This is a genomic window from Sulfurimonas sp. (assembly GCF_041563495.1).
Classification (GTDB): domain Bacteria; phylum Campylobacterota; class Campylobacteria; order Campylobacterales; family Sulfurimonadaceae; genus Sulfurimonas.
In genome coordinates, this window is the sequence record NZ_JBFFMZ010000003.1 from 209,715 (window position 1) to 230,501 (window position 20,787).

General features: G+C 35.7%; 22 protein-coding genes. 18 read left to right on the forward strand and 4 right to left on the reverse strand.

Annotated elements, in window-relative coordinates; all coding sequences use genetic code 11:
- Positions 1-13: 13 nt before the first annotated feature.
- The 6 genes from ABYK18_RS04545 (at position 14) to ABYK18_RS04570 (ending at position 7,094) form a co-directional block, all read left to right on the forward strand.
- Positions 14-1,132 carry an exonuclease SbcCD subunit D gene (locus tag ABYK18_RS04545; protein WP_373035465.1) on the forward strand — a complete coding sequence of 373 codons (1,119 nt, stop codon included), beginning with the start codon at positions 14-16 and terminating at the stop codon, positions 1,130-1,132.
- Positions 1,119-3,488 carry an AAA family ATPase gene (locus tag ABYK18_RS04550; RefSeq protein ID WP_373035466.1) on the forward strand — a complete coding sequence of 790 codons (2,370 nt, stop codon included), beginning with the start codon at positions 1,119-1,121 and terminating at the stop codon, positions 3,486-3,488. Before ABYK18_RS04545 ends, ABYK18_RS04550 begins: the two co-directional genes overlap by 14 nt.
- Positions 3,489-3,511: 23 nt before the next feature.
- Positions 3,512-5,458 (forward strand): ATP-binding protein, encoded by a 1,947-nt coding sequence (locus ABYK18_RS04555; protein ID WP_373035467.1) that lies wholly within the window; start codon positions 3,512-3,514, stop codon positions 5,456-5,458.
- A 360-nt stretch (positions 5,459-5,818) separates the two neighbouring features.
- Positions 5,819-5,983: an ORF6N domain-containing protein gene (locus tag ABYK18_RS04560; protein ID WP_373035468.1), complete on the forward strand. Its 165-nt coding sequence runs from the start codon at positions 5,819-5,821 to the stop codon at positions 5,981-5,983.
- A gap of 56 nt (positions 5,984-6,039) precedes the next feature.
- Complete coding sequence (locus ABYK18_RS04565; protein ID WP_373035469.1) at positions 6,040-6,486, forward strand: hypothetical protein; 447 nt, start codon at positions 6,040-6,042, stop codon at positions 6,484-6,486.
- A 65-nt stretch (positions 6,487-6,551) separates the two neighbouring features.
- Positions 6,552-7,094: a ketopantoate reductase family protein gene (locus ABYK18_RS04570; protein WP_373035470.1), complete on the forward strand. Its 543-nt coding sequence runs from the start codon at positions 6,552-6,554 to the stop codon at positions 7,092-7,094.
- A gap of 26 nt (positions 7,095-7,120) precedes the next feature.
- On the opposite strand, the gene ABYK18_RS04575 is transcribed toward ABYK18_RS04570, so the two are convergent.
- The 3 genes from ABYK18_RS04575 to ABYK18_RS04585 form a co-directional block, all read right to left on the reverse strand.
- Positions 7,121-7,243 (reverse strand): hypothetical protein, encoded by a 123-nt coding sequence (locus ABYK18_RS04575; protein WP_373035471.1) that lies wholly within the window; start codon positions 7,241-7,243, stop codon positions 7,121-7,123.
- A 279-nt stretch (positions 7,244-7,522) separates the two neighbouring features.
- Positions 7,523-7,813 (reverse strand): hypothetical protein, encoded by a 291-nt coding sequence (locus ABYK18_RS04580; RefSeq protein WP_373035472.1) that lies wholly within the window; start codon positions 7,811-7,813, stop codon positions 7,523-7,525.
- Positions 7,814-7,867: 54 nt separating this feature from the next.
- A complete protein-coding gene (locus ABYK18_RS04585) occupies positions 7,868-8,452 on the reverse strand; it encodes a hypothetical protein (protein WP_373035473.1) in 585 nt (194 codons plus the stop codon).
- Between the two features lie 307 nt (positions 8,453-8,759).
- On the opposite strand from ABYK18_RS04585, the gene ABYK18_RS04590 reads away from it, so the two are divergent.
- From ABYK18_RS04590 to ABYK18_RS04640, 11 genes are all read left to right on the forward strand, one after another.
- On the forward strand, positions 8,760-9,899 hold the full coding sequence (locus tag ABYK18_RS04590) for a N(5)-(carboxyethyl)ornithine synthase (protein WP_373035474.1): 1,140 nt from the start codon (positions 8,760-8,762) through the stop codon (positions 9,897-9,899).
- Positions 9,900-10,092: 193 nt separating this feature from the next.
- Complete coding sequence (locus ABYK18_RS04595; protein WP_373035475.1) at positions 10,093-10,719, forward strand: helicase-related protein; 627 nt, start codon at positions 10,093-10,095, stop codon at positions 10,717-10,719.
- 14 nt (positions 10,720-10,733) lie between these two features.
- On the forward strand, positions 10,734-11,324 hold the full coding sequence (locus ABYK18_RS04600; RefSeq protein WP_373035476.1) for a class I SAM-dependent methyltransferase: 591 nt from the start codon (positions 10,734-10,736) through the stop codon (positions 11,322-11,324).
- Positions 11,321-12,169, forward strand: coding sequence for a L,D-transpeptidase family protein (locus tag ABYK18_RS04605; protein WP_373035477.1), 849 nt, complete (start codon positions 11,321-11,323; stop codon positions 12,167-12,169). Before ABYK18_RS04600 ends, ABYK18_RS04605 begins: the two co-directional genes overlap by 4 nt.
- Positions 12,169-12,771, forward strand: coding sequence for a hypothetical protein (locus ABYK18_RS04610; RefSeq protein WP_373035478.1), 603 nt, complete (start codon positions 12,169-12,171; stop codon positions 12,769-12,771). The genes ABYK18_RS04605 and ABYK18_RS04610 overlap by 1 nt, the downstream gene beginning before the upstream one ends.
- Positions 12,772-12,791: 20 nt before the next feature.
- Positions 12,792-13,169 (forward strand): VOC family protein, encoded by a 378-nt coding sequence (locus ABYK18_RS04615; RefSeq protein WP_373035479.1) that lies wholly within the window; start codon positions 12,792-12,794, stop codon positions 13,167-13,169.
- A gap of 77 nt (positions 13,170-13,246) precedes the next feature.
- Entirely contained in the window at positions 13,247-13,882 is a 636-nt protein-coding gene (locus tag ABYK18_RS04620) for a helicase-related protein (protein ID WP_373035480.1), read from the forward strand.
- Entirely contained in the window at positions 13,882-15,492 is a 1,611-nt protein-coding gene (locus tag ABYK18_RS04625) for a YcaO-like family protein (RefSeq protein ID WP_373035481.1), read from the forward strand. The genes ABYK18_RS04620 and ABYK18_RS04625 overlap by 1 nt, the downstream gene beginning before the upstream one ends.
- On the forward strand, positions 15,489-16,688 hold the full coding sequence (locus ABYK18_RS04630) for a class I SAM-dependent rRNA methyltransferase (RefSeq protein ID WP_373035482.1): 1,200 nt from the start codon (positions 15,489-15,491) through the stop codon (positions 16,686-16,688). Before ABYK18_RS04625 ends, ABYK18_RS04630 begins: the two co-directional genes overlap by 4 nt.
- A 65-nt stretch (positions 16,689-16,753) precedes the next feature.
- Positions 16,754-17,965, forward strand: coding sequence for an EAL and HDOD domain-containing protein (locus ABYK18_RS04635; protein WP_373035483.1), 1,212 nt, complete (start codon positions 16,754-16,756; stop codon positions 17,963-17,965).
- Between the two features lie 95 nt (positions 17,966-18,060).
- Positions 18,061-18,246, forward strand: coding sequence for a hypothetical protein (locus ABYK18_RS04640; protein ID WP_373035484.1), 186 nt, complete (start codon positions 18,061-18,063; stop codon positions 18,244-18,246).
- Positions 18,247-18,270: 24 nt separating this feature from the next.
- On the opposite strand, the gene ABYK18_RS04645 is transcribed toward ABYK18_RS04640, so the two are convergent.
- Positions 18,271-19,383, reverse strand: a complete 1,113-nt coding sequence (locus ABYK18_RS04645; RefSeq protein ID WP_373035485.1) for a multiheme c-type cytochrome — start codon at positions 19,381-19,383, stop codon at positions 18,271-18,273.
- Positions 19,384-19,518: 135 nt separating this feature from the next.
- On the opposite strand from ABYK18_RS04645, the gene coaBC reads away from it, so the two are divergent.
- Complete coding sequence (gene coaBC / locus ABYK18_RS04650) at positions 19,519-20,787, forward strand: bifunctional phosphopantothenoylcysteine decarboxylase/phosphopantothenate--cysteine ligase CoaBC (protein WP_373035486.1); 1,269 nt, start codon at positions 19,519-19,521, stop codon at positions 20,785-20,787.

Here is a 20,787-nt window from a genome sequence, read left to right on the forward strand (position 1 = left end):
AATTAGGATTTTTGTGAAAATATTACACTTTAGCGATACCCACTTAGGGTATAACGACTTAGACATTTTAAACGATGAAAACATCAACCAAAGAGAGGCGGACTTTTACGATGCCTTCTCTCAGGTTGTCCAGCAGATCAAACTTTTAAAACCAGACTACATCATCCACACAGGCGACCTCTTTCACAGAGCAAGTCCGTCAAACCGTGCCATCACTTTTGCGCTTGAACAATTTAAAATCATAGACGAGTTAAATATCCCTTTCATCCTCATAGCAGGAAACCACTCTACTCCAAGAACAAACCTAAGCTCACCCATACTAAAGATATTTGAGAGTTTTGAAAACATATTTGTCTCATATAACCAAGAGTACAAAAAAGTAGAGTTTGACGATGTAGTGTTTCACACCCTGCCCCACATGAATGACGATTCCAAAGCCTTGGAGCAGATAGAACTTTGCGAGTCAAACATAGATGCAAAGAAAAAGAATATCATGATGATGCACTGTTCTGTCGGAGCTTGGTACTTGATGCAGGAGTTTGGCGAGTGGGTCTACCCCACCGACAAAGAGTACATCTTTGAGAAAATGGATTATGTGGCTCTTGGTCACTGGCACGGTTTTTCCAATGTAGGCAAACATGAAAACGTCTACTATAGCGGTTCAACAGAGAGAACAAGCCTAAACGACAAGCGAAACTCAAAAGGCTTCATAGAACTAAACCTAAACGGCTCTCTGAGCGTAGAGTACAAAGAGATAGAGATACGACCAATAGTGAGCAAAGAAATCGACTGTGAGGCTTACGAGAGTTCTTTAGCATCTGTAGATGCGACTGACACAAAAGATGCCATAGTAGAAGTAAGACTAAAAAACCTTACACCACTGCAATCCATAGACATCCAAAACTCAGACATCAAAGAACTCTTTACAGATGCGATGAGTGTAAGCATAAAAAGAGAGTTCAAGAGAGATGCAAACCTGACAGACGTAAACGACGTGGAAGCTCTAAGCCTTGAAGAGTTCTTTTTAGAGCACATAAAAGAAGATGCAGAGGAAAAAGAGTACGACAGACTAAAAGCCAAAGTGCAAGAGCTGTTTGCAGACTATGAGGAGGTGCAAGATGATACTCACTAGACTGCATCTTGAAAACTTCAAAAAGTACACCGCTTACGACATCGAATTTGGCGAAGGGCTCATAGGCATCATCGGTAAAAACGGGAGCGGAAAGTCCACGATATTTGAAGCCATACTATTTGCTCTTTATGGAGAAGCTAAAAAACGGGGAAACAAAGAACTAGTGCGAAATGCCAACGCATCCGACAAAGATGCAGTAGTCGTAGAACTAGAGTTTGAGTTTGAAGGCGTAGAATACAAAGTCCAAAGAGAGTTTCGTGGGAAAGCTCTAAGTGCAAACGCAAAGTTCTTCAAAAACGGTGAACTTACGACTACGGGAGCAAAAGAAGTAACTTCAAGCATTGTAAAGCTCACAGGTATGAGTAAAGATGCTTTTATGCACACACTCTTTGCATCTCAAAAAGAGCTCACAAGCCTAAGCACTCTTAAAAACGAAGACCGCAAAAAGATGATACGCCGTCTTTTGGGTCTTGAAAAAATAGACTTCGTAGAAAAAGAGCTCGTGGAGAAAAGCCGCTCACTTGGACGGGAGATAAATGCATTTGCCGAAGTGCTTCTTGGCAAAGACGAGATAAAAGCAAAACAAGAGCAGATAAAAACAGACAAAGCCTCTAAAGAGACTTTTGCCAAAGATGCAGATTTAAAGACAAAAGAGCTCGAAGCCATCAAACTGCAAGAGCAAAAACTAAAAAAAGAGCTTGAAGTATTTGCAAAGACCAAAGAGCAGAAACAAAAACTTTTCTCTGAGTTTGAACTCATCAGAAACAGCAAAAGCATAGAACTATTAAACGAAGCAAAGCTCATAGCCGAAAACCATGAGCTAGAACACAAACAAGAAAAGCTAAAAGAACTCTCCAAGGTAAAAACAGAGTATGCATCTTTGCAAGAGCAGCTAAAAGCTCAGGAAAGACTAAAAGAGTTCCACTTGAAAAAAGAGGGACTGACCAAAGAACTGGTACAACTAAGAGAGCAATACACCAAAGGCAAATCTGACATTCAGACTTTGGAAAAAGCGTGTGAAAACTACGATGAACTTCTTTTCAATGCAAAAAACATGGAACTGGCTCTTGGCATGCTTCAAGAGAGCATAAACTCCAGACACACCATAGAAAACGAACTCAAAGCAGAAATATCCGGCGAGCAAAAACAGATAGACATCACAAACGATAAAATCGCAAAACTCAAAGAACTCGGAGGCGACTCAGCCTGTCCGACCTGCACAAGACCGCTTTTAGAAGAGTATGACAATGTCATAAACTCTCTTGTCTCCCTCGTAAACAACACACACCAAAACAAGATAGACGAGTACAAAAAACAACTGCAAAACGTGTTGAGCCAAAAAGCCGTATTTGAGGCAGATAAAAAACTAAAAGACAAAGAGTTTCTCGAGCTACAAACCAACATCAAAGTCACACAGAGCAAACTAAAAGACCTAAAGAGTGCACAAGAACACTTCAAGCAGGTAGAGCAAAAAGGCATAAAAAACAAAGAAGAGCTAAAAGAGCTGGAGCAGTACTCTTACGATGAAAAAGTCCACGAAAACATAAAAAATAACTTTACTCTGCTGGAACCGCAGTACAAACACGTAATGAGCCTTGAGACAGAGCTAAAGAGAATGCCGCTTGTAAAAACCGAACTTGAAAGTATCATCAAAAAAGTGGAAAAACTCGATGTTCAAGAAAAAGCAAAAGAGGCAGAGTTTCAGCTTGTCATCTACGAAGATGTGAAGCATGCACATACGCTTGAAGAGCATGAGGGCATACTCAAGACCATAGACTCAAAGACAACTCTCTTAAACGACATAAAGGTAAAAATAGCTTCCATAGACGGAGAGATAAAGAGCATCCAAAACTCTCTGGATAACAACGACGCTCAACTCAAAAAAGTCCAAACAAAAAAAGATGACCTAAAAGACTACGAGAAGATAAAAACAAGTCTCTCAGAGTTCAAGACAAAACTAAATGCCAAAGTTGCCCCTCGCATCTCAAGCCTCGCATCTGAGATGTACGCGCAAATAACAAAAGGCAAATACCAACACATAGAAGTAAGCAACGACTTCGACTTTTTCATCTACGATGAGGGTAAAAAGTACCCCATAGAGCGTTTCAGCGGTGGAGAGATAGACCTGGCAAACTTAGTACTACGCATCGCCATCTCAAAAACTCTCACAGAACTAAGCGGTGCAAGTTCTATAGGCTTTTTAGCGTTTGATGAAGTCTTCGGAAGTCAAGATGAAGCAAGACGCATGGAAATACTAGAAGCGTTCCACACCATCAAAGAACAGTACAGACAGATATTTCTCATATCTCACGAGATGGAGATAAAAGAGATGTTTGAGCGGGTTGTGGAGTTGTAGAAACATAAACTTAAGGGAAGAAAATGAAGCTAAAAAAATTAAGATTAGAAAACTTTAGAAGTTATAGAGAATTAGATATTATGTTTGATGATAATATGAATGTTATCATTGGAAAAAATGATGTTGGCAAATCAACAATTATGGAAGCATTAGAGATTTTTTTCAATAATATTTTAGTGAAACTTCAACAAGATGATTTAAATATTTATGCAGAAGAAAATGGTATTAATACTTTAAAAATAATATTGTCTTTTGAAGTTGAAGATACAGATACAATAGTAATAGACTCTTCAAATCCTACAAATTTAAAAGATGAATTTTTATTAGATACCAATGGATTATTAACATTAGTTCAAGAATGGGATTGTTCAAAAAATATTACTGCAAAAAGTAAAAAATATTTTTTAGAATGTGAATATCCTACAGTATGGAGAGAAAATCCAAAAATAAATGTTACTAATACAAACTTAAAAAAAGAGCTAAAAAGTTTATTTGATAATGAAGTAATAAGTGAAGAAGTTTATGAATCAATTTCAAAAAACACAAATGCTCCAATGAGACAAGCTCTGTATAAATATTCACTTGAAGATGAAGATAAAAACAATAAAACAACAATTCAAATAGATTTAGCAAAAGGTGATGAATCTAAGAGTTTAAAAGAAAGTATTGATAAGAATCTACCTTTATATTTTTTATTTCAATCTGATAGAGCAAATAAAGATAGTGATGATGATGTTCAGAATCCACTAAAAATAGCTATACAAAAAGCACTTCAAAATGAGGAAATTAAAGTAATGCTCGCCGAAGTAGAAAAGCTAATGCAAGAGCAGATTAAACAAGTTGGAGATAGCACATTAACCAAACTTAAAGAAATGGATCCTGCAATAGCCTCAACATTAAATCCTAATTACTCCAAAGAACCTGATTGGAAATCAGTTTTTAAATTTTCTTTTACAGGAGATGATATACCTTTAAACAAAAGAGGAAGTGGTGTAAGAAGACTTGTTTTATTGAACTATTTTAGAGCAGAAGCTGATAGGCAAGTCAATGATAGGTATAACAAAAGCGTAATCTATGCTATTGAAGAACCTGAAACATCACAACATCCAGATTATCAACAAATGTTAATTGAAGCATTACTTGAACTTTCAAATCATAAAGATCATCAAGTCATTATAACTACGCATACACCAAATATTGCAAAAATGGTTTCTATAGAAAACATTATTCCTTTAATAAAAGAAGATGATGTTGTAAAAATATTTGATAATGAAGATGATTTATTCAGTTCAATTATCTCAACTATGGGCATTTTACCTAGTTTAGAGTTAAACAACGTATCACAGGTTAAATGTATTGTTTGTTTAGAAGGTAAATTAGATGTAGAGTTTCTTTTAAATATAAATGAACAGATTAAAGAATACAAAAATATTATTGAGCTAAAAGATAATAATGAGATACTTATAATACCAATGGGTGGGAGTACAATTCAATATTGGGCAAATAAAAATCTTTTAAAAAAATTGCAAATCAATCAGGTACATATTTATGATAGTGATATAGGTTCCGATAAACCTAATAAATATAGTCCTTACTTTGAGTCAATTCAAAATCAAGGATTAAACAACTTTACATTTGAGACAAAAAAAAGGGAAATGGAAAATTACATACATCATGATATTATAAGTTGTGTCTATGATGGTTTTCCGATAACGTATAGTCAAGCTTGGGATAAATTAGATTTAGGCGAAGAAGTAGCTAAACATGTACATAATAATGCGGCTGATTCTGAACAGAATTGGGATGAAATCGAAGATAAAGGTAAAAAGAAAAAGAAAGTTAGTCGTGTAAAACAAAGATTCAATGAAGAGTTGTCTAAACAAGTAACAAAACAACATCTTGATGAGATTGAAGCATTTGAAGAAATTAAAGAGTGGTTTGAAAAAATTGAAGAAGCAACGAGAAGATAAATTTAAAACAAATCATCAAAAATTTCATTACGCCCCCGAGAGTGAATCTCCACTTTAACTTATGAGTTTTTCCCCTAGTGAGTTCTAATTTTATCTCTTTGATACTCTTGATTATTGTTTTTTCTCGTCCAATCAGGATTATCATAAGTTTTTGATGTGAGCCGCGTATCAACAGACTTTTTTGAATCGTTCTTAAATTACATCCCTGTGAGTAAATCTCCACTTTGAAAAACTACAATAAAATCTAAGATCACATTTTGTGACCTTAGAGAGCAATCATGAAAAATATTACAAATTGTCATACTTTTCAAACTAAATAAATTTTTATGCCATGAAATGTAAAAGTATCTAGGATTTGTTATGAATGATATGGCAGTTATAAACGAAGAGACTATTAAAAACAAGATTTACTCTATATGTGGTTTTCAGGTGATGCTTGATAGAGATTTGGCAGAGCTTTATGGAGTGGAGACAAAAGTTCTTAATCAGAAGGAAGATACAGCTTATATAAAACATGTTAATTAACGATTTACATATGACTGATAGCATAGTGAAAACAGAGTAAATAAAAGGAATTTCAAATGATACATAAAATATTTTTTTCAAAACGTTCTGTACTTTTAATATTATTAACAAGTAGTGCATTTAATCCACTTTTAGCACTTCATCATGAGCCATATTCGATAGTTAAAAACGCTCTACAAATATCAAATGTAAAGATTGATATAAGAAATATACTTATGGGCAAAGGTCTTGACAAAGATATCGCTATCAGTAAAACCAACAAACTTTTTTCTAACAATAAACATACAGCAAATACCCTCTCTGACCTATACAATTATCCGGAGATATTTATTTCTAAAGAGAAACTAAACGATGCACTTGCAAAATATGCACTATATGAAAAACATTTAGATTTAAGCTCTTATAACTCTATAGTTAGTTTAGCGCAAGCTGTTTCATTGCAGTCATTAAGCTCTAAACACTTAAACACACTCAAGCATCTAGCAACTACACCCAAGAGGTAATATCTCTAGCGAGAAGCTCGTTCCTCTTTTGATATAATAACAACAATTTTTTATATGGATTTTTAATGAAAATAGCAATAGTAGGGATTGGTGGTGTCGGTGGTTATATAGGGGCAAAGTTGTGTAGCTTGATAGGCACACAAAAGAAAAAATATGAGATAGTCTTCATTGCCCGAGGTGAACATGCCAAAGCACTCAAAACAAACGGTTTACGAGTCATCGAAGATGATGGTGAGTTCACAGCAACTCCCTCTGCTGTTTGCAGCGCAGAGGAGGCAGAGGGTACTTTTGATCTGATCTTGGTATGTGTCAAAAATCATGCTATCAAAGAGGCTGTCCTTTCTCTGAAAAAAAACATCCGTCCAGATACAGTGCTAATGCTCTTTGGAGATGGGGAAAACAATGCTAAAACGATAGCAAATATCGTTGATGCCAAAGTCATTAACGGTTGTGCCCACACCTCATCACATATCCAAGAACCTGGAGTTATACGCAAAGAAGGCAATGTTTTTACTGCTGTTTTTGGAGACCCTGTTTTAATCGGAGAAAGCCTCTATATCGATTATATGTTCAAGGATGCCGGCTTACGGACAAAGTTGACTGAATAAAATATTTAGAAACTACACCCAAGTGGTTAAATATCCACTTTCAGTCTCCCCCCACCATCTTCACCGCCAAAACCTGAAGAGCTAGAAGAAGATGTTGAGAAGTTAGCAGAACTAAGAGCAGAAGCTACTATGACCCATCTGAAGTGCATCTACGATACAAAAAAAGTTCTAACAAAAGAACAGCTTCAACTGGTAGAGTAAAACATACGCCAAACTCTTACTTAGGAACAAACGTGTACACTGACTTTAGCTGCATGAACATATGTGTGTTCTAACAAGCAGGTTTTTTTTCTCTCTTTTCTCCGTGTCCTACAAGAGATTGCTCAACCATGAAAAATTTATCCATTCACTTACCCAAATCAAGAAAGCTACACCTCAATAGTTGAATATTCAGTATTCGAGGCTATTTTCGAAACACTTCTAGACTTCTATTTCTTCCTATAATGCGACATAAAGTAGTTAAAAGAGTGTTTCAGAGCTTTATTTGTCAACTCTACAAAGTCTTTTACATCTTTGTAATTTTCTTCAGCCTTATTTGAAAGAGCGCCAAGTTTTTCATCTGCATCTTTATAAAGACTTTCCAGCTCCTTCGCACCTATCTCAAATTGTTTTTTAGCTTCTTCACTTAGATGTGAACTCGCTTCTTTAATCTCATCTATCTCTTTTTGGAACTTAACCAGCTGTTTCTTAGTTTCTTCGATCATTTCATCTTTTTTCATGACACACCCCTTCATTAAGTTTTCATGTTTTAATTATATCATAGATTGTAAACTTTACACTTTGGCGATAGTTCTCGTATCTGGAAAGTTAAACACTACTTTGGCATCTGCTATTCGCTGATAAATCGAGATCTTTTTTTTGTGAGGCATCCACTTGATCAAGATAGTTGCCAGTGCTTCCCACAGTGAAACCCAGGCAGCGACAGTCAAACCCTCTGCAACGACGCCGGCCATTACACTCGTCTTGACAATCTCACTTTGATTCATCAAAACAGAGATCGAAGCAATGATAAATCCTATGAGAAAGAGGATTATAGATGTTCTTCCCATCTCTTTCATTTTTCTGCGCTCAAGTTCCTGCATATATACAAAAAAGTTCTTAACACTGTTTTTCACTCTGGTTATAGACTCTTTTTCCGCCGCTACTTCGAGGTTAAACTGAACAATGAACTCCCTTTTATCTATCTCTGTAACACTATCGATTATATACTCGACCAAATCCTGATTCAAATCTTTTTTTAAGAAGTGTGAACGCCTGTCAAAATCATCATACAGATCTTCTACCTTTTGTGTAGAAATATCAACAATAATCTCTCCGCTCTCAGTACATTCATAACGTCCTATGATATCTTTTTTCATGAAAATCACCATCACTTTTTCTGTTTTAATTATACTATTATTTACCATAAGGCTATTATTATTGGAGATATTGTAAGTGCTACAGCACTACTCAAATAACTGCCAAGCTCTTACTTAGAAACAAACGGGTATAATGATTATAGTTTCATGAACACGTACATGTTCTAACTAACAGGTTTTTTCTCTCTCTTTACTCCGTTTCTACAAAGCAAAAGTTTTATTACTTCATGCTACAAAAGATTGTTCAATCATGAAAAAAAGTATCCATTATAGTTTCAAAAAAGGAAACACTATCAACCTATTTACAGTGGGAGTCATCGGGACTTCAAAAAAAGAAGATGAACAACGTATGCCAATCCATCCAGAACACCTAGCTCGCATTCCAGAACATGTCCGCCGTCAAATGATATTTGAAGAGGGTTATGGAAAGCCGTATGGTATAGCCGATTCGGTTATAGCTGACATGACGGGAGGCATCGCTTCTCGCAGCGAACTTCTCTCCAACTACACTGCTGTCATCATAGCCAAACCAGTTCCTGCCGATTTGCTAGAGCTTCGTGAAGGTGGCATTTTATGGGGTTATCCGCATTGTGTGCAACAACGAGAGATGACACAGATTGCCATCGACCGCAAGCAAACACTCATCGCCTTTGAAGATATGTTCGTATGGGGTCCAAAGGGAGAAGTCGGACGCCACACCTTTTACAAAAACAACGAAATGGCCGGTTACTGCGCAGTGCTACATGCTTTGCAACTAAAAGGAATAGACGGACACTACGGAAACCAGCGTAAAGTCATTATTTTTAGTTTCGGAGCGGTCAGCCGCGGAGCTATTTACGCACTTAAAGCCCATGGATTTAGAGATGTTACCATCTGTATTCAGCGCCCTAATCACGAAGTAAGAGAAGAGGTTTTAGACTGTGAGTATGTAACAATCCTTCCTGGTAAAGCAGATGAATCACGTATGGTTGTAGTAGAACACGATGGTGCCAGACGTCCTCTGTGTGACCTCATAAGCGAATCAGACATTATCATAAACGGAACTTTTCAAGAGCCTGATAAGCCTATTGACTACGTGATAGAAAGTGAGAAATCATGCCTGAAGCCCGGCTGTCTGATCATTGATGTCAGTTGCGACGAGGGAATGGGATTTTATTTTGCAAAACCGACTTCATTCAAAAAGCCGATGTTTAAAGTGGGAGTTGTCGATTACTATGCTGTAGATCATACACCTAACTATCTTTGGGAAAGTGCTACAAGGTCAATCTCAGCTGCACTTATTGTCCATCTAGAGGCTGTTATGTCCGGTCGAGAAGGATGGCAAAAAGACGAAACTATTCGACAGGCTATAAATATTGATGATGGAGTGATTAAAAAGCCGAATATTTTGCTGTTTCAAAACCGTCAAGCAAATTATCCGCATGTATATAAAGATATAAATTCTTGATTATTCGGTAGATAAAATTGAAACATCTGATATCAAACGCTATCCTAAAATCAAATGTTTCATCACTCTTTATAGATGCAAAACGGTGCTGAAGAGGGCTGGGAAAGTGTTAACTTTGTAAATAGCACAATTGTTTATACACAATCAGCTATAATTTCACAAATATAAGCAGCACTTCCAAGGAATAAACTTTATGCCGGAACAAACAAGTAAAAAAAAGACTAAAAAGTACTACGACCATATAAGTGTTGCTAAACGGACAAAACAACTTGCTCATTATGTACTGCCCCACGACAAACCTGCCATGCTTGAGCAGGTTATTAAAAATTCATCTGGAAAAAATATTGTAATTATTACAAAAAGTAAACGCTCCGCTGACGAGTTAAGCTCATATCTAAAAACCAAAGATATAAAAGCCCTTTCCATACACGGCAACCATCGAACCGAGCAACAAGTTGAAGCTGCTAAAGCTTTTGATGCAGGCGAAATAAACATTTTAATAACTACTGACATGATTTTAAAGGCTCTTGATTTAAAGAATATTGAAAAAATCATAAGCTATGACCTTCCCGTAGAGCCAAATGACTACTATGCACGTGTTCTTTACGTAGACGAGAGAGGAGAGTCCATCTCTTTGGTTTCTCCTGAGGATGAAAAACTACTTGTTACTATAGAGTTTCTTATGAAAACACAGATGCAAGAAGAAGATGTAAAAGATTTTGTGCCATCAACTCAAGATGTGCCAAAACCGGTAAAAGACAAAAAGAAAAAACCTCGTCACGCTAAAAAAAAGAGTACGCAAAACATATCTCAAGAGTAAAAGTCAGATAGATAATGTCAGTTAAAGATAAAGAGAAATGGGATGCAAAGTATCTCGAAAAAAGTCAACTGCTAAGACCACGAAAGCCTAGTCAGAACCTGCAAGACTTCATTGTACATTGCAAAGGAAGTAAAGCCTTAGATTTGGCTTGCGGTGCTGGACGCAACAGCATCTTTTTAGCCGAGTGCGGTTTTGATGTAGATGCACTCGATATTGCAGAGGCAGCCATAAAAGCGTTAGATGCTGAAGCTCAGAAAAAAAACCTTCTCTCCAAGATAAATGCATCTCAAGCTGATTTGCAGACATATGAAATCAAAAAAGATGTATATAATATAATCGTTATGACAAATTTTCTCGACAGAACAGTTTTAACATCTGCCTTTAACGCACTTAAAAAAAACGGTATACTTTTTGTTGAGACATACATGATCAGTGATGACAATGAAAAAAAAGAATCAAATTCGGATAATCTGCTAAAACCACAAGAGCTAAAAAGCATGCTGGACGATTCGTGGCAGATTTTATACTATAATGAGTTTGAAAATGAGGATTATGAGATATACAAGATGAAAAAGCAAGTACTTGTAGCTAGGTTGATTGGATGAAAATATTTTTAAAAATTTTTATCTCTCTTGTTCTTCTAATATCTTTTTTACAAGCATCATCACTAAACGTAAAAGCCATTCAGCAAAATTTTTACAATAATGTCATCATAAAACCGCTATATGCGAAGTACAGGAAGAAATCTCTGGTTGACAAAGCTCTCAAGCAAAGGGCTAAAAAGTTTCGCATCTATAACAATTACTGGAAAAGAGCAAAAAAGCATCTTTTTAAAAAGAGTAAATATTTGGCTTCTTCACAATTTTTGACTTTAGTAGACCTCTCAAAACAAGTGCTTATAGTTGTCTTGTGGGACAACGAAGTAAAAGATTTTTATCCGGTAGGATTTGACTTTATATCAACCGGAAACATAGAAAGGGAAAAGGAAGTGACAAACGGGGAAGATCACTACTTCAAAACACCTGCGGGCTTTTTTAGCATCAAAAGCGGTTGGCGTTCTGAGGGAGAGATGTACAGAGACAATATTACGATGCCATACGGTAAAAAAGACAATTATGTATTTTATTTTGGTGAGCAAAAGAGTATTCGCTACAATACTTTTGATAAGAATAACACAAAAATCACAGACCCAAAAAAATGGAAGATCATAAACGGAAAACTAAAATTTGCGATGCATGCACATATCAGCGGTAATTCGTTGGGACATCCGCAATCACACGGATGCATACGCATGAGCAGTGATTTAAACGTCTATTTGGACAATAATCTAGTCTTTTTTAAGCATCTGTACGATGGCAAAAAATGGACACATCCATATAAAAAACCGCCAAACAACCCGACAAACTATTCACTAGCCGGTGAATTCATGCTTGTACTGGATAAAATATAATGAGATTAAAATATGTTGGAAGCAAGCCGTTTATAAGTTCGACAGGTGTTGATTTTTCCATAGGTAAAGAAGATAAATACATCTATATAGAACCTGCCGCTCAGATGCTTAGCTTTTTAGGGAAGCTCGAAAAAGACACCAAAACCACAATCAATCCCGAAAAAAAGCTTGACGAGAGTGAAGTCTTTGAATTGCTATATAAGTACCAACCAGATTTTGACCAATTTTTTCGTGAACATATTTCTAAGTATAAAGCCAAGTTAGACCTTGAGATTTCAGAGGTAGACAATCATGATATGTTGGATGAACTTGAAAAAGAAGTCCTAATAAACAATCTGGAGTACATGAAAGAGTATAGAATACAACGTGCTACAAACAAGTTGGTCTACGAAGAGTTGATAAATGCCTGTGTTGATATCATACGTGAAAAAAACATAGCAGAGATTATCATGCCTTTTTCTCTTCCTTTTGTGCATGTTGCCGAATCTTTTGAGAGTTCTTTAGCTCTTATAGGTCATGCAGTTGTTGCAAATGTAGAAGTCATTCTCGAAAAACAAAACAGATATACAAAACTGACTATTTCCGAATCTGTGGATTCATAAGTTAACACAAGGAGAAAATTATGGAGATAACGCTTAACCATACAATTGTTCCGGCATACGACAAAGTAAAATCTGCTAAATGGTATGAGAAGATATTTGGTTTTAAGTTTTTAAAAGTATGGGAAGATTTTGCGGTACTTAAGGTAAATTCTACGCTTACACTAGACTTCCGTGATGAAAAAAAGTTCTCCAAGATGCACTACGCTTTTAAAGTAAGTGATGAACAGTTTGATGAGATATTTGAGCGCATAAAAAAAGAGAGTGTCGTCTATGGAAGCGGTCCTTATAAACTAGATGATGCAAAGACAAACAATCATTATGGAGGTCGCGGTGTTTATTTTAGAGATGAAAACGGTCATATCTTAGAGATTCTGACAAAAGATTATGTTATAGATTAATCATTACCACATTTGAAGGACCATCTTTTTATGTGTACTCAGCTATAATTGCTTCAAATCTTCAAGGAACCCATTATATGCCTGAACAACCTAAAAAAATCAGCAAAAAAAAGTACTATGACAACATAAGCGTAGGCGCAAGAACTAAACAAATAGTTTACCTAGTACAAAAGCACGACAAAGCATATATGTTTGAACAGTTTTTAAAAAACAGCGACAAAAAGCAAACTGTTGTCATTGCAAGAAGCAAACGCTCGGCGAATGAACTCGGTGTTTACCTTGAAGCTCATGATATAAAGGCTGTGGTAGTTCACGGAAACCATAGAAAAGCGGACTTAGAAGAAGCTTCCAGAGCTTTCAATGCATCTAAACTGAACATACTTATAACTACAGATATGATTTTAAAACCACTTGGGTTGACCAACATACAAGTCATGGCTAACTACGAACTTCCTACACATGAAGAAGACTACTTCATGCGTATTCGTTATGTTGATGAGATAGGAGAATCTATATCTTTTGTAACTCCCGAAGAAGAAAAAACACTTCGCACTATCGAGATAATGATGAGAATGGATATCCCGCAAGAAAAAGTTCAAGGCTTTGTAACTACAACTCCAAACCAAACTGAAAAACCTGCAAAAGATAAAAAAAAGAAACCGCGTCACGGTAAAAAGAAGACACAAAACAAGTCTGAAAAAGAAATCGATTAATGAACCTTTTATCTAAAAATGCACCGCTTGAAGAGTCCATAGCGAAGATGAGAGCAGTACTCTCTGATGTCGGCTGTGAGACAATATTTTCACAACAAAAGCATCCACTGCAAAACTGCTACTCCGTAAACCTTACCTCAATCGAAGCACCAAGACATATATACTCAAACGGAAAAGGAATAGTCTCAGATGCATCTGTTGCAAGTGCTTTGGGTGAGTATATAGAGCGACTTCAGACAAACAATTTTTTTATAGATTTTCATCTTCCAAAGCGAAAATACTATCCCGATGAAGTCGCTTTTGAGTTTGGAGGAGACTACTTAAACGATGAACTGCGTCAAGTTTACAACCCAAATAAACAGCTAAGCGACGATGATTTAGTTGATTTTAACAGCGACTATGACGACAAGATTGTTTCTCTACCTTTTATAAAACACTCAACTAAAAAAAAGGTATATATACCTCTAAATATACTTGGCAACCTTTATGTAAGTAATGGCTTGGCTACGGGAAATACACCTCAAGAGGCTCAAGTTCAAGCTCTGAGTGAGATCTTTGAACGTTATGCAAAAATAGAGATAATCAAAAACGGTTACGCACTTCCAAAGTTTCCAAAAACAACTCTAGAGTCATTTTCAAGAGTTTACAAAGATGTTTGCTCACTAAGAGAACTTGGCTATATCGTCGAAGTCTTGGATGCTTCACTCGGCGGAAAGTTTCCCGTTACCGCCATCTCACTTATCAACCCTAAAAACTCTACTCTTTTCGTATCTTTTGGAGCACATCCTATTTTGGAAGTTTCTTTAGAGAGAACAATGACAGAGCTTATGCAGGGACGTTCTTTAGAAAATCTTGATACTTTTGAAATACCGACTTTTGATATGAGTATAGTCTCTGACAGTTTCAATCTCGAATCTCACTTTGTAGATTCAAACGGAAAACTCGGCTTTGGATTTTTAAGTGCCAAAAAAAGTTTTGAGTATTGTCCTTTTACTTATGCTGGCGAGACAAGCAAAGATGAGTATGACTATCTGATGAACATCTTAAACAAAATGAACAAAGAGAGCTACTTAAGAGAGTATGACTATCTTGGTTTTTACTCTTGTCAGATGATAGTACCTGGCGTGTCTGAGGTATATCCGATAGAAGACTTGATATACAACAACAAAAACATTGCCAAAGAGATTCGTGACATGGTCTTAAACTTCCATGATTATGATCCACAAGATATTATGATGAGTATAGAATCACTTGAAGACTCACTTAATATAGAAAAATATATCGGTGTTATTTTTGAGAATAACTTCACTATGAGAGAGTTTAAAGCACAAATATACCTCTTGCTAAACGACTATGAAGAGGCTCTTGAACTGCTTGAGTTTGGGGAAGACAAACTTGGTCATATAATCGTAGAGTTGGCTCGTATGGAAGAATCAGAATTAGACTTTGCAGAGTATGAAGAAGCTCTTTACAATATTTTTACGCAGGAAAAGGTACAAAAAGCTTTACAAATACTAGATGGTGATGATTACCTTATAAACACGACTCTACATAGTGACTACCATAACATACTGGCCATGTATGACCGCCTAGAGAGTAAAAAAGTATGAAAACAGAAATAGACTTAATAATAAAGCCTGAATTTATAGTTGACTATAAAGACGGCTATCCGCTAATCTCTAAAGAGTCCGTTATTGACTGGAGCAAAGTAACACAGGAAGGGACAATAATAAACCTAGTAGATGCAAAAAACACATTTATAGCAAAAGGATACTACGGCATCCAGAACAAAGGTTACGGCTGGGTTCTCTCTTACGAGCGAAATGAAAATATAGATGCCGCCTACTTTGCAAAAAAAATAAAATCTGCCATAGAATACAGAGAAGACTTTTATAAAGATAAAAATACTACAGCTTTCAGAGTCTTCAACAGTGAAGGCGATGGAGTCGGCGGTCTAACCATAGACTACTTTGACGATTTTTATATGATTACCTGGTATTCAATAGGGATATATGAACTTAAAGCCGAGATACTCGAAGCTCTAAAATCACTGGTGGACTATAAAGGCATCTACCAAAAAAAGAGATTTGACACTAAAGGAAAGTATCTTGATGATGCTGATGATTTTGTATGTGGAGAAAAAGCACCCTCTCCTCTCATCGTAAAAGAAAACAAAGCCAACTTTGCCGTATACTTGGATGATGGAGCTATGGTAGGGGTTTTCTTAGATCAAAAAGATGTGCGAAAAACAATCCGTGACGTGTATGCAAAAGACAAAACAGTATTAAACACCTTTTCTTACACAGGTGCCTTTTCAGTCTTTGCAGCACTTGGAGGTGCAAAAAACACCACAAGTGTCGACCTTGCCAAAAGAAGCCTCTCTAAAACGCAAGAACAATTCAGCATAAACAACATAGATGCCAATACTCAAAATATTCTTGTAGAAGATGTTTTTAACTACTTTAAATATGCCCTAAGAAAAAAACTATTATTTGACTTGGTAGTTCTTGATCCACCTAGCTTTGCAAGATCAAAAAAGCATACATTCAGTGCTTCAAAAGATTATGTGAAACTTCTAAAAGAAGCCATTCAAATAACCAATAAAAATGGTATTATTGTCGCTTCTACAAATGCTGCAAACTTTAGTATGATGACATTTAGAGACTTTATATCTAAGGCTTTTAGAGAGTTAAAAGGGAAGTATAATGTAGAAAAAAGCTTCTCCTTGCCAAAAGATTTCAAGGTCAATGACAAGTTTAAAGAAGGGAATTATCTTAAAGTCGTGATTATCAGAAAAATCAAATAATCATATTTTCAACAATCAAGCTCGTATAAGATGATATAATATCAAAAAGAGCAAGGATATAAATAATGAATATAATTAGTATATCTAAACAAAAAATATTTGATAACAGAAATCAAACCTTTGCTTATGAGCTTGTTTTTAAAGACAGTGAAAACCACACTACCGACTTATCTACCACTGTCAAGGGAACTGCGAAGTTAATCATAAGTTCTATCAGCAGTGTTGAATTAGATAAACTGCTCGGTCAAAGAACATTAGCCTTTATAAATGTAAATGAAGAGACGCTACAAAAAGGGATTTTGGATGTTTTGGATAACAATAGATTTGTTTTAAACATCTTAGAAGACATAGAGCTGACAGAAACGATAATTGCTAAAATCATACAATATAAAAAAAGAGGTTTTAAACTCTCCTTAGAACACTTTGATTCAAGTGCTGAAATGATTACAAAATTCAGCAGACTGTTTAATTTTATAGACATTATAAAAATGGATATTGTATTATCAGAACCTGAGAATCTAGAAAGAGTCATGGCAAAATTCAAAGGCACCAGAATTAAATTGCTGGCTCAAAATATTGAGACAAAAGATGACCATACAAAATACTTAAGAATGGGATTTGATTATTTTCAAGGTCACTATCTGGATAAACCGGTTGTTATGGAAATAATAGGTTCAAAAGAACCGGCTCAAGTCGTCATATTACAGTTAATAAAAATCATAAAAGACAATGACTCTACTGAGCAACTCGAAGCTTTCATAAAAAAACAGCCTGACCTGTCTTTTAAACTCGTTCAATTTTTTAACAACTCTAAAAAATTTGACGTACAGATAGAATCATTGACTCAAGTAATTACTCTAATGGGCAGGTCAAAGCTTCTTAGATGGCTTATGGTATATCTGTACTCTGAAGCTTCACAAAATCCTGCCTCTCAGACAATACTGGCTCTTGCAATCAAAAGAGCTGAAAGAATGGAAGCGGAAGCTGCGCAAAAAGATAAAGACAAAGCTTACTTAGCGGGTATGTTTTCGATGCTGAGTTCTATCTTTGAGACAGATATTAAAGAATTGATGAATCACATAAATATGGATAAAGACATAACTTCTTTGGTTCTTAACAAAAAAGGCATCTTTGCAGGTAGTCTCCAAAGAGCAGAAGATGCTGAGAAAGACTACCTAAAAAAGATAATGTTAGCTAATTTTGCAAAACTAAATACTACAGACTTGATTTATACTCTTGAATATGGCGGAGTTGAAATAGACAAAGAGAAACTTTAAATCTAAAAACAATATTTTTGTTATGTTTTGTGTATTTAAGTTGCATATTTACTTAAAAAATCATATAATTGTCCAACATAAAATGAGGACGAATAATGTCGACTTTAAAAAACAATGATTCATGTCAGCATGATGAATATTGTGGGTTATCAAAAACTGTCTGCGTAGAAACAGATTTTAAAGAAAAGTGTCTAATGAAGGAGTCTTCTGTTGAAGAGATGCCTCTTTTAAAGAAAGTAAAAGAGTGTGTTAAGAACATTCAAGCAAGAAGTTGCACTTAGCAGCCTCTTGCTCTATATACTTATTTACTCTACGTTGAAGTATTCACTTTTTAGTATTGTAAACTTAGTAACCTCTTTTTCATCTTGAAGATTTAACTTTTTAACTGCTTTAGGATTTACAACGAAGTAACCTAATTTTACTTCTATCTTATCACCGCTTTGTAAAGCTTTATCAAATTTAACTACTCTTTTTTCATTCGCTTTTATCATAGTGTCTTTTACAACTTCCGTAGCTACCCAAGGCATAGAAGGTTTACCGTCTTTGCCGATGATTTTTACAAAAGTGTGTGTCTTTAGTTCTGTATGTTTTGAATCTCTTATAAGCGTGGCTCTTAGTTGCACTACTCTCAATGGGTGAGTCATCAAGTTGTGAGGTGCTTTATTATCTATAGTGATTTCAAAGCCTCTGTTTGCATTCACAAAACTCAACTCTACATATTTACTCAGCATCTCAGGTTTTACTCTTGCACCGGCAAAACCGTGAAAAGCATGTTGTTTACTTAATCTTACCGTTGTAGCAGTTCCATCTATTTTTGGCATGTGGCAAGTTATACAGTTAGATTGTTTATCTTTTGCACCCTTTTCATCAGTCGTACAAACAGAGAACTCATGTGAGTTTTGTTTATGTGAATGACAACCCATACATATCTGACCGTTATAAAATTTTTCATTCGTATAATCTATATCATGATATGCGGAACCAACCGTTGACTTGCTCATCCCAAAAAGTGATGATGTCTGTTTATATTTAATTGTTTCACTTTCTCTGCCAGCTTCTGCCGAGTAAAAAGTCTTATCTTTATCAGTGTAAATATTCTTATTGGCTTTAGGATGTTTTTCTACGTCCTTAATGGTATGACAACTAATGCATGTAATTCCTTCATGCCTGTCTTTTTCAAGTGTTACATTTGGTGTATGACACTTGGCACATTTGTAATCATCTTTAGCTTTTGCAGGATGCTTGTCCCATACGGCTTTATGGATTTTATCTTCATATATAGAAGATTTTTTATGCATAGAAGTTTGAAATTCTGCAGCAATAATCGGATGACACTTTTTACAAGCGGCTGTATCAGCCGTATTTGCAGACGCAAAAATCATTGAACCCAGTGCCAAAATGTAGATTATAGTTTTCATATAAACTATCCTTTTAGTTATTATAAGTTGAAATTCTATCAAACTTTCTTGAAGTTGACTTGATATATATCAATATGTAAATATTCTATCAAATAAATTTGGTATAATCCATTAAATACTTATAGAGGTGATTTTATGCTTATTCCGCCACATTTACTCAAAGGCAAAAAAATACTTTTGGGAGTTACTGGTTCGATTGCCGTTTATAAATCCCTTGAACTTGTAAGACTCTTTGTTAAAGCAGGTGCCAATGTAAAAGTTGTGATGAGTGAAGCAGCCAAAAAATTTGTAACTCCTCTTACATTTGAGACACTTACTTCAAATCAGGTTCTGGATGATTTAAACGAATCTTGGGTAACTGACCACAATCATATAAAAACTACCGAGTGGGCTGATATATTCATTATCGCTCCTGCAACTGCAAACACCATTGCTAAACTTGCCAATGCCATAGCAGACAATATGCTGCTTCAATGTGCACTTGCATATCCAAACACTAAAATACTAGCACCCTCTGCAAACACAAATATGCTTGAAAACCCTATTACAAAAGGTAATCTAAAGATGCTGGCTATTGCAAACTACGAAATGGTAGATACGCAGACAAAAGAGCTAGCTTGTAAGACTACGGGTGATGGAGCTATGGCAGAGCCCATAGATATATTTTGGCATGGAGCCAGAGTTCTCCTTCAAGAAGAGTTTTGGAGTAATAGAAGAGTCATAGTAACGGGTGGCGGGACTATAGAAAAGATTGACGATGTCCGTTATCTTTCAAACTTCTCAAGCGGAAAGATGGCTTCATCTCTTGCAACTGCACTTTATTGCAAAGGCGCAGATGTAAATCTTATAGCTACAAGGTTTGAAGATAATATTCCTAAAGACATGCACACCATTGACGTTGAAAGTTCAGATGAGATGCTGGAATATTTGACTAATTCCATTCGCATCGCTAAAAAAGGGAAACTCTCAAAAGCTACTCTAATGAGGGATGAGCAGATACACCTGATACAGAAGCAGCCCTATCTTTTTATGGCAGCAGCTGTTAGTGATTACATCCCGGAGTATACACAAGAAGGCAAACTTAAAAAAGAGATGCTGGGTGATACTTTTGAGTTAAGCCTGAAACAAAATGTTGACATTTTAAACTCCATAGACAAAAACGGTATCACAACTATAGGTTTTAAAGCTGAAATGGCACAAGAGAGTGCAATGAAAAATGCTTCAAAGATGATAGACTCTAAAGAAGTAGATGCAGTATGTCTGAATATTTTAAAAGACTCTTCTAGTTTTGGAAGCGATACAAATAAGATAGAGTTTATAACTCCTGATAAAATAGAATCACTTCCAAGTGCCGATAAGCTAAGCCTGGCTTTTGATATCTTAAAGCATGCGAAAAGTCTTTAA